Annotated in this window: 8 protein-coding genes and 1 pseudogene; 5 read left to right on the forward strand and 4 right to left on the reverse strand. The window is 70.9% G+C overall.

Features of this window, described 5'->3' with window-relative positions:
* Both ACFW1I_RS06460 and ACFW1I_RS06465 read right to left on the reverse strand, forming a co-directional pair.
* Positions 1–378, reverse strand: a pseudogene (locus ACFW1I_RS06460) (hypothetical protein); the annotation flags it as partial.
* A 165-nt stretch (positions 379–543) separates the two neighbouring features.
* Positions 544–1,188, reverse strand: coding sequence for a TetR family transcriptional regulator (locus ACFW1I_RS06465; RefSeq protein WP_384666700.1), 645 nt, complete (start codon positions 1,186–1,188; stop codon positions 544–546).
* Between the two features lie 130 nt (positions 1,189–1,318).
* On the opposite strand from ACFW1I_RS06465, the gene ACFW1I_RS06470 reads away from it, so the two are divergent.
* A complete protein-coding gene (locus tag ACFW1I_RS06470; RefSeq protein WP_384666606.1) occupies positions 1,319–2,941 on the forward strand; it encodes an MFS transporter in 1,623 nt (540 codons plus the stop codon).
* Between the two features lie 134 nt (positions 2,942–3,075).
* Positions 3,076–3,495 carry a peptidase inhibitor family I36 protein gene (locus ACFW1I_RS06475; RefSeq protein ID WP_384666608.1) on the forward strand — a complete coding sequence of 140 codons (420 nt, stop codon included), beginning with the start codon at positions 3,076–3,078 and terminating at the stop codon, positions 3,493–3,495.
* Here the strand turns inward: ACFW1I_RS06475 and ACFW1I_RS06480 are convergent.
* Together ACFW1I_RS06480 and aceE are read right to left on the reverse strand one after the other, a co-directional pair.
* Positions 3,476–4,432, reverse strand: a complete 957-nt coding sequence (locus tag ACFW1I_RS06480; protein WP_384666610.1) for a potassium channel family protein — start codon at positions 4,430–4,432, stop codon at positions 3,476–3,478. The two genes, ACFW1I_RS06475 and ACFW1I_RS06480, sit on opposite strands and share 20 nt — an antisense overlap.
* A gap of 85 nt (positions 4,433–4,517) precedes the next feature.
* Positions 4,518–7,250, reverse strand: coding sequence for a pyruvate dehydrogenase (acetyl-transferring), homodimeric type (gene aceE / locus ACFW1I_RS06485; protein ID WP_384666611.1), 2,733 nt, complete (start codon positions 7,248–7,250; stop codon positions 4,518–4,520).
* Positions 7,251–7,694: 444 nt separating this feature from the next.
* On the opposite strand from aceE, the gene ACFW1I_RS06490 reads away from it, so the two are divergent.
* From ACFW1I_RS06490 to ACFW1I_RS06500, 3 genes are all read left to right on the forward strand, one after another.
* Complete coding sequence (locus ACFW1I_RS06490; RefSeq protein WP_384666613.1) at positions 7,695–8,117, forward strand: DUF3052 domain-containing protein; 423 nt, start codon at positions 7,695–7,697, stop codon at positions 8,115–8,117.
* A gap of 161 nt (positions 8,118–8,278) precedes the next feature.
* On the forward strand, positions 8,279–8,737 hold the full coding sequence (locus tag ACFW1I_RS06495; RefSeq protein ID WP_384666615.1) for a peroxiredoxin: 459 nt from the start codon (positions 8,279–8,281) through the stop codon (positions 8,735–8,737).
* Between the two features lie 165 nt (positions 8,738–8,902).
* Positions 8,903–9,478, forward strand: a complete 576-nt coding sequence (locus tag ACFW1I_RS06500) for a TerD family protein (RefSeq protein WP_030495317.1) — start codon at positions 8,903–8,905, stop codon at positions 9,476–9,478.
* Positions 9,479–9,621 lie beyond the last annotated feature (143 nt).

The raw sequence follows: 9,621 nt of genomic DNA on the forward strand, positions 1-9,621 counted from the left end.
GGGGGGCGGCGGCGCTGTCCGGCGCGCGGGTGGGGTGGGGGTGGTGGGGGGGGCGGCTCTCCCGGGGCGCGGGGGGCCCGCGTTTTGTTCCCCCCGGCGGGGGCGGGGGGGCGGGGCCCGCCCCTCGGCGCGCGCCGGACCGACCGCGGCGAACCAGGCCGCGACCGTACGGGGCGGGGCGGTGCCCGGGTCGGGCGGCGGCACGTCGACGATCCGCTCCCGCGCCCAGGAGGCCAGCGCCGCCTGCATGGAGAGCCCGGACACCGGCCGCTGCCGGATGGTGGTCCATCCGGTGGTGGCGAGCATCACGAGGACGACACCCAGCACGAGCAGGGTGCGCAGGACGGTGAGGGACGGCGGGACGTCGGCGGAGGTCACGGGCGGACACCCTAGACGGCGAACATGACGCACCCACCCGCCCGGCCCCGCTCACGACCCCGGATCGGCCCTGGTCGAGGGCCTGGACCGGCTTTCGCACGGGCCTGGACCGGCCCTCGCATCGGCCCCGTTCCCGGGCGGCGGCCCGGCCTTCCCCGAGGACGCTCAGGCCCGTCCGTCCGGTTCCCGCCAGCGCAGCGACAGTGCCGGGCCCAGGTGGTCGAGGTATCGCTCGGTGAGCGCCCGGATCCCCTCCAGGCTGCGGTCCGGTCCCTTGCCCCACATCTGCGCGGTGACCCGCATCACCCCGCTGAAGGCGGCGACCGCGAGCCGCGGCCGCGGATCGGCGTCCACGTCGAGCCCCTCGCGGCGGGCGACGAGCCGGGCGATGGTCTCCTCCATCTCGCTGGACCGGCGCAGATGCGTGGCGAGCAGCGCCGGCGTCGACTCGATCATGAAGAAGGTCCGCAGGTACAGCTCGACGGGGACGACCTCGTCGATCGCGTCGCCCACCCCGTCCCACGCGGCGAGCACCGCGTTGCGCATCGCGTCGAACGGGCCCTCCCCGGCCGGGCGGGCCGCCAGCGCCCGGACGAACTCCTCCTCCACCATCCGCTGGACGGCGAAGGCGACCTCCTCCTTGGAGGAGAAGTAGCGGAAGAAGGTGCGCTGGGAGACCTCGACCGCGTCGACGATCTCGTCGACGGTGGTCCGCTCGTACCCCCGGGTGGTGAAGAGCTCCAGGGAGACCCGGATCAGCGCGTCGCGGGTGCGCTGCTTCTTCCGCTCGCGCAGGCCGGGCGCGGGCACGGTCAAAGGGGCCTCTTTTCGGTCGATTACGGGACCTTCTCCCTGCTCAGGGTACCTGTGAGCTACATGACAGTTACCGACGTGTGAATCACTTTGTCAATTGTCAGTGACTGTCACTAGCCTCGTTCCCATGACTAGTCAGACCAGTGTGGAAAAGGCCCCGCAGGGCCAGGGGGGCGTACGGGAACCGGCTCCGGTCCCGGCGAAGGGCCTGCGCGGCCACCCCTGGCTGACCCTGTTCGCCGTCGCGGCCGGCGTGATGATGGTGGCGCTCGACGGCACGATCGTCGCCATCGCCAACCCCGCCATCCAGGCCGACCTCGGCGCCACCCTCGACCAGCTCCAGTGGATCACCAACGGCTATCTGCTCGCGCTCGCCGTCGCCCTGATCACCGCCGGCAAGCTCGGTGACCGCTTCGGCCACCGCCAGACCTTCCTCCTCGGCATCGCCGGCTTCGCCGCCGCCTCCGGCGCGATCGGCCTCTCCGACTCGATCGCCTTCGTGATCGGCTTCCGCGTGCTCCAGGGCCTCTTCGGCGCCCTGCTGATGCCGGCCGCGCTCGGCCTGCTGCGCGCCACCTTCCCCGCCGAGAAGCTCAACATGGCCATCGGCATCTGGGGCATGGTCATCGGCGCCTCCACCGCCGGCGGCCCGATCCTCGGCGGCTTCCTCGTCGAGCACGTGAGCTGGCAGTCCGTCTTCTTCATCAACGTGCCCGTGGGCGTGGTCGCGCTCGCGCTCGGCCTGATCATCCTGAAGGACCACCGCGCCGAGAACGCGCCGCGCTCCTTCGACGTCCTCGGCATCGCGCTGCTCTCCGGCGCTATGGGCCTGCTCGTCTGGAGCCTCATCAAGGCGGGCGCGGACTGGGGCTGGACCAGCGCCAACACCTGGGGCTGTCTGATCGGCTCGATCGTCCTCTTCGCCGTCTTCGCGGTCTGGGAGACGAAGGTCAGGGAGCCGCTCATCCCGCTCGCCATGTTCCGCTCCGTGCCGCTCTCGGCCGGTGTGGTCCTGATGGTCCTGATGGCCTTCGCCTTCATGGGCGGCCTCTTCTTCGTGACCTTCTACCTCCAGGGCGTGAAGGGCCTCGGCCCGATCGACGCCGGTCTGCGGCTGCTCCCGCTGACCGCGATGATGATCGTCTCCTCGCCGCTGGCCGGCGCGCTGATCACCAAGTTCGGCCCGCGGGTGCCGCTGGTCGGCGGCATGGTCTGCACGGCCGTCGCGATGTTCGGCATGATCACGCTCTCGGCCGGCACGAGCACGCTGGTGATGTCCCTCTGGTTCGCCCTGCTCGGCCTGGGCCTCGCCCCGGTCATGGTCGGCGCCACCGAGGTCATCGTCGGCAACGCGCCGCTGGAGCTGTCCGGCGTGGCCGGCGGTCTCCAGCAGGCCGCCATGCAGGTCGGCGGCGCGCTCGGCACGGCGGTGCTCGGCGCCGTCATGTCCTCCAAGGTGTCCGGCGCCTTCGCGGAGAACTGGAAGGACGCCGGTATCCCGGTCCCGGTCGACCCGCGCCTGGAGGAGGCCGCCGAGTTCGGCATGGCGCCGGAGGCGATGGCGCAGGCGCCCGGCATGACCCCGGAGCTCTTCGCCAAGATCTCCGAGGTCATCCACGACACCTTCCTCCAGGGCATGGGCCTGGCCTTCACCGTCGCCGGTGTCGTCGCCGTGGTCGCGGCCCTGGTCGCCACGCTGACCAAGCGCGGTGAGAACGCGCAGGCCGGCATGGGCGGCGGCCACATCTGAGCCACCGGCCACCCGGAGCTCCCTTAGGGGGCCGTCACCCGTTCGAAGGAACGGGGGCGGCCCCTCTTCCGTTCGGAGGGTCACCTCGTCCATGCTCGTGATTACAGAGAGTGACGACATGGGGGTTGATCTGCATGAACTGTCCGAAGGCGAAGGTGTCCACCGTGCTCGCGGGGACGGCCGTCCTGCTCCTGGCCGCCCTTCCGGCCACAGCCGCTCCGGCCGCTCCGGTAGCCCAGGCGGTCCCGGCCGCTCCGGCCGCCGGGACCGCGCTCGGGGCCTGCGGGCCGGGGCGGCTCTGCCTCTGGCCGAAGCCCGACTTCAAGGGCCGGCCGTGGACGTACGAACTGGCGACGACGGACCTCGACAGCTGCGTCGCCCTCCCGGCCGGGGCCTCGGCCCAGTCCCTGGCCGTCCGCACGGGCCGGCCGGTCACCACGTACCAGTCGGCGGAGTGCGCGGAGACGGGCGAGTTCGAGACCTACCCGGGCCGGGGCACCTGGGTCCCGCAGACCCCGTACGAGGTCAGAGCCTTCAAGCTCTGGGAGCGATGACCGCCCCCGACTCCGACACGACCGCTTCGGACACGGCCACTTCCGGCACGGCTGTCTCCGGTACGGCCTCCGCGGCCACGGCTCCGGGCGCGGCTGTTTCCGGTACGGCCTCCGGCGCCGCGGTCCCGGCCACGGCTCCGGCCTCGGCTCCGGGCGCGGCGGTCTCCGGTACGGGCGCCGCCGGCGCGGCGGCCTGTGGGGGCACCGGGCCCGAGAGGCGGGCGACCTCGGCGCGGAGTTCGCGGACCTCGCGGGTCAGCGCCTCCAGGAGTTCCGTCTGGCGCCGCTCCACCGCGTCGTCCCGCTCGAAGCGGGAGATGAACCAGGCCGCGATGTTCGCGGTGACGACACCGAGCAGGGCGATGCCCGAGAGCATCAGCCCGACCGCGAGCACCCGCCCGAGCCCGGTCGTCGGCGCGTGGTCGCCGTACCCGACCGTCGTCATCGTCGTGAACGACCACCAGACGGCGTCGCCGAGGGTCTTGATGTTGCCGTCCGGCGCGTCCCGCTCCACGTGCAGCACCGCCAGCGAGCCGAACATCATCAGCCCGACCACCGCGCCCGCCACATAGGTGGTGAGCGTTATCTGCGGGGCCATCCGGGCCCGCCGGCCCACGAGGAGGAGGGTGGAGACCACCCGCAGCAGCCGCAGCGGCTGCACCAGCGGCAGCACGACCGCGAGCAGATCGAGGGGGTGGGAGCGGACGAAGGACCAGCGGGACGGCGCCAGCGCGAGCCGGACCAGATAGTCCACCGCGAAGGCGCCCCACACCACCCACTCCACGTAGTGGCACAGCCGGAGCACCCACGGCTCGCCGCCCGGCGCGACGATCGGCACCGCGTACGCGATGCCGAAGGCCACCGCCAGCACCAGCAGCGGGGTCTGGGTGCGCTCTTCCCAGCGGACCTTCGGGGGGCGCTCCTTCTTCACGGACATGCGGGGCATCGTAAGGAATGCCGAGGGGCGGCGGGACCGCCGGTCCCACCGCCCCTGATCAGGCACTGTCGCCCCGCGGGCGCCGTCAGGCGTCGCCGCCCGCCGGGCCCGGGTCGGCGGCCGCCACGTCGAGCAGCTGGTAGCGGTCCACCGCCTGCTTCAGGACCGCGCGGTCCACCTTCCCGTCACGGGCCAGCTCGGTCAGCACCGCGAGGACGACCGACTGGGCGTCGATGTGGAAGTACCGGCGGGCCGCCCCGCGGGTGTCCGCGAAACCGAAACCGTCCGCACCGAGGGAGGTGTACGAGCCGGGGATCCAGCGGGCGATCTGGTCCGGCACCGAGCGCATCCAGTCCGAGACCGCCACGAAGGGGCCCTCGGCGGCCTGCAGCTTGCGGGTGACGTACGGGACGCGCTGGTCCTCGTCCGGGTGGAGCAGGTTGTGCTCCTCGACCGCCACCGCCTCGCGGCGCAGCTCGTTCCAGGAGGTCGCGGACCAGACGTCGGCCTTGACGTTCCACTCCTCGGCGAGGATCCGCTGCGCCTCGATCGCCCACGGGACGGCGACGCCGGAGGCCATGATCTGCGCCGGGATCGTGCCCGCCTCGGCGCGCTTGAAGAGGTGGATGCCCTGGAGGATGCCCTCCACGTCCACGTCCTCCGGCTCGGCCGGGTGCTGGATCGGCTCGTTGTAGACCGTCAGGTAGTAGAAGACGTCCTCCGCCTGGGGGCCGTACATCCGGCGCAGACCGTCCTTGACGATGTGCGCGATCTCGAAACCGAACGCCGGGTCGTAGGCGATGCAGGCCGGGTTCGTCGAAGCGAGGAGGTGCGAGTGACCGTCCGCGTGCTGGAGGCCCTCGCCGGTCAGCGTGGTGCGGCCGGCGGTGGCGCCCAGGACGAAACCGCGCGCGAGCTGGTCGGCCATCTGCCAGAACTGGTCGCCGGTCCGCTGGAAGCCGAACATCGAGTAGAAGACGTAGACCGGGATCAGCGGCTCGCCGTGGGTGGCGTAGGCCGAGCCGGCGGCGATCAGCGAGGCCGTGCAGCCGGCCTCGGAGATGCCGTCGTGCAGCATCTGGCCGCTCGGGGACTCCTTGTAGGCGAGGAGGAGTTCACGGTCCACCGCCTCGTACTGCTGCCCCAGCGGGTTGTAGATCTTGGCGCTCGGGAAGAAGGAGTCCATGCCGAAGGTGCGGTACTCGTCCGGCGCGATCAGCACGAAGCGCTTGCCGATCTCCTTGTCCCGCATCAGGTCCTTCAGCAGCCGGACGAAGGCCATCGTGGTGGCGATCGACTGCTGGCCCGAGCCCTTGCGGACCGCCGCGTAGGTCTTGTCGTCCGGCAGCGCCAGCGGCCGGGAGCGCACCACCCGGGTCGGCACGTACCCGCCCAGCGCGCTGCGCCGGTCGTGCATGTACTGGATCTCCTCGGAGTCCCGGCCCGGGTGGTAGTACGGCGGCAGGCCGGACTCCAGCTCCTTGTCGGTCACCGGGATGTGCAGCCGGTCGCGGAAGCGCTTGAGGTCGTCGACCGTCAGCTTCTTCATCTGGTGGGTGGCGTTGCGGCCCTCGAAGTTCGGGCCGAGGGTCCAGCCCTTCACCGTCTGGGCCAGGATCACCGTCGGCTGGCCCTTGTGGGCCTTGGCCGCCGCGTAGGCCGCGTAGATCTTCTTGTGGTCGTGGCCGCCGCGGCCCAGGTGCAGGATCTGCTGGTCCGACATCGACTCGACCATCGCCCGCAGCCGGTGGTCGTCGCCGAAGAAGTGGTCGCGGATGTACGCGCCGGTCTCCGTGGCGTACGTCTGGAACTGCCCGTCCGGCGTGGTGTTCAGCCGGTTCACCAGGATGCCGTCCCGGTCCTGCGCGAGCAGCGGGTCCCAGGAGCGGTCCCAGATCAGCTTGATGACGTTCCAGCCGTTGCCCCGGAAGATCGACTCCAGCTCCTGGATGATCTTGCCGTTGCCGCGGACCGGGCCGTCGAGCCGCTGGAGGTTGCAGTTGACGACGAAGGTGAGGTTGTCGAGCCCCTCGCGGGCCGCGATGGAGAGCTGGCCGAGCGACTCGACCTCGTCCATCTCGCCGTCGCCGAGGAAGGCCCACACGTGGGACTTGGAGGTGTCGGCGATCCCGCGCGCCTCCATGTACCGGTTCATCCGCGCCTGGTAGATGGCGCCGAGCGGGCCGAGGCCCATCGACACCGTCGGGAACTCCCAGAAGTCCGGCATCAGCCGCGGGTGCGGGTAGGACGACAGGCCGTTCGGGTACTTCGACTTCTCCTGGCGGAAGCCGTCGAGCTGGGTGGCCGTCAGCCGGTCCAGCAGGAAGGCGCGGGCGTAGATGCCGGGGGAGGCGTGACCCTGGAAGAAGATCTGGTCGCCGCCGTCGCCCTCGTCCTTGCCCCGGAAGAAGTGGTTGAAGCCCACGTCGTAGAGGGAGGCCGAGGAGGCGAAGGTCGCGATGTGCCCGCCGACGCCGATGCCTGGGCGCTGGGCGCGCGAGACCATCACGGCCGCGTTCCACCGGGTGGCGTTGAGGACCTTGCGCTCGATCTCCTCGTTGCCGGGGAAGAAGGGCTCGTCCCTGGTCGCGATGGTGTTGACGTAGTCCGTGCTGCGCATCTCGGGCACGGCCACCCGCTTCTCGCGGGCGCGCTCGATCAGCCGGAGCATCAGATAGCGGGCCCGCTCCCGGCCCCGCTCGTCGACGGCCGCGTCGAGGGAGTCGAGCCACTCCTGGGTCTCTTCGGGGTCGAAATCCGGGACCTGGCTGGGAAGGCCGCCAATGATGATCGGGTTGCGATCGGATCCGGGAGCCACGCTGTTCCTTCGCTGGTCGGGGGGAGCCCCACGAGGGAGGGGAGCCCCTTTGAGGCCGGGATGTCCGAGGCCGGGGACGTCCATCGTGTACCCGGCTCGCGGCACACGTCATCTTTACCGAGAGGTAACCCTCTCCGCGCCCTTCCTGCGCACCGGGTGCGGTCAAATCGCAACCTTACGCCCAATCCGCGCATGCGTTTCGGCAGAGCGTTCGGCAGACTGAAACCGCAGAAACCCGCGAAGCGGGACGAATCGTGTACACCTGATCACGGAGCGCTGTCGAAAGCCGCCGGAAGTTGCGGTGAGACGGCCCCAAACGTCACCGTTTCGGCGGTCTCCACGGCCGGGTACTTGCGCGATCCGCCCCGTCACGTGTGGACTACGGCCAGCGCCGCGCGCATGCGCGGCCCGAGCATTTTCCGATACATGATCAGGAGGCAAGCCGTGAGCGCGACCGCGGACCACGCGGAGGAGCGGACCAACCCGGCGGCGAGGCTGGGGTTCGAGCCCGGACAGGTGGTCCAGGAGATCGGCTACGACGACGACGTCGACCAGGATCTCCGTGAAGGCATCGAGTCCATCATCGGCCAGGAGCTCATGGACGAGGAGTACGACGACGTCGCCGACGCCGTGGTCCTCTGGTTCCGTGACGAGGACGGTGATCTCACCGACGCACTGGTGGACAGCATCGGTCTGCTGGAGGACGGCGGCAACATCTGGCTGCTGACTCCGAAGACCGGCCGCGACGGCTACATCGAGCCGAGCGACATCACCGATGCCGCGCAGACCGCTGGGCTCTCCCAGTCCAAGAGCATCAGCGTCGCCAAGGACTGGACGGGCACCCGCCTGGCCGCTCCCAAGCGCTGATCCCCCTGCTGCGCGAAGCCCCCGCCGGTGCCCCGGCGGGGGCTTCCGCGCTTCCCGGCCGTCCGCCCCCGGGCTCGCGCGGGAGCCCGCCGGCCAGGCCGTAGGGTGGGGTTCACCGGTTCGGCCCAGAGGCCGGGCCCCGTCGAAGGGATGCGTACGCGATGGCGATCGAGGTCGGCACCAAGGCCCCCGATTTCGAGCTCAAGGACAACCACGGGCGCACCGTGAAGCTCTCCGACTTCCGCGGCGAGAAGAACGTGGTGCTGCTCTTCTACCCGTTCGCCTTCACCGGCGTGTGCACCGGCGAGCTCTGCGAGCTCCGGGACAACCTGCCGAAGTTCGTCAACGACGACACCCAGCTGCTCGCCGTCTCCAACGACTCCATCCACACCCTGCGCGTCTTCGCCGAGCAGGAGGGCCTGGAGTACCCGCTGCTCTCCGACTTCTGGAAGCACGGCGAGGCGTCCCGCGCCTACGGCGTCTTCGACGAGGACAAGGGCTGCGCCGTCCGGGGCACCTTCATCATCGACAAGGAGGGCGTCGTCCGCTGGACGGTCGTCAACGCCCTGCCGGACGCCCGCGACCTCGACGCCTACGTCAAGGCGCTCGAAACCCTCTGACGCGGCCGCGCGGGACCCGGAATCGGTGGTCCGCACCGACATCCCCCGATTCCCCGGGCGAATCGCCTGTTTCGACTGGGAACCCGTCACTAGGATCCAGTCGTTGATCCGATGCCAACGCACGACCGGGGGCGCTGCCCCTGAAAACCAATGATGGAGGGACTCGTGGGAGTCAGCCTCAGCAAGGGCGGCAACGTCTCGCTGACCAAGGAGGCCCCTGGCCTCACCGCCGTGACCGTCGGTCTGGGCTGGGACGTCCGCACCACGACCGGTACGGACTTCGACCTCGACGCCAGCGCCATCCTGGTGAGCGAGGCCGGCAAGGTGCGCAACGACCAGGACTTCGTCTTCTTCAACAACCTCAAGAGCGCCGACGGTTCCGTCGAGCACACCGGTGACAACCTCACCGGTGAGGGCGAGGGCGACGACGAGCAGGTCAAGGTCAACCTGGCCGGCGTGCCGGCCGACGTGGCCAAGATCGTCTTCCCGGTGTCCATCTACGACGCCGAGAACCGCCAGCAGTCCTTCGGCCAGGTGCGCAACGCGTTCATCCGCGTCGTGAACCAGGCCGGCGGCGCCGAGATCGCGCGGTACGACCTCTCCGAGGACGCCTCGACCGAGACCGCCATGGTCTTCGGCGAGCTGTACCGCCACGGCGCGGAGTGGAAGTTCCGCGCGGTCGGCCAGGGTTACGCCTCGGGCCTGCGCGGCATCGCGCAGGACTTCGGCGTCAACGTCTGAGCCGAACACCTGCAGGGCCGTCCGGGTCCGGGCCGTCACGGCCCGGGACCGGACCCCCCTCGACGCGCGGGGGGGGGGGCGCGCCCGCCGGGGCGCCGCGCGCGGGGCGCGGCGGGGGGGGGAGGAAAAGACAGACCCACACC

The organism is Streptomyces sp. NPDC058955 (assembly GCF_042741435.1).
In the GTDB taxonomy this organism is placed as follows: Bacteria; Actinomycetota; Actinomycetes; order Streptomycetales; family Streptomycetaceae; genus Streptomyces.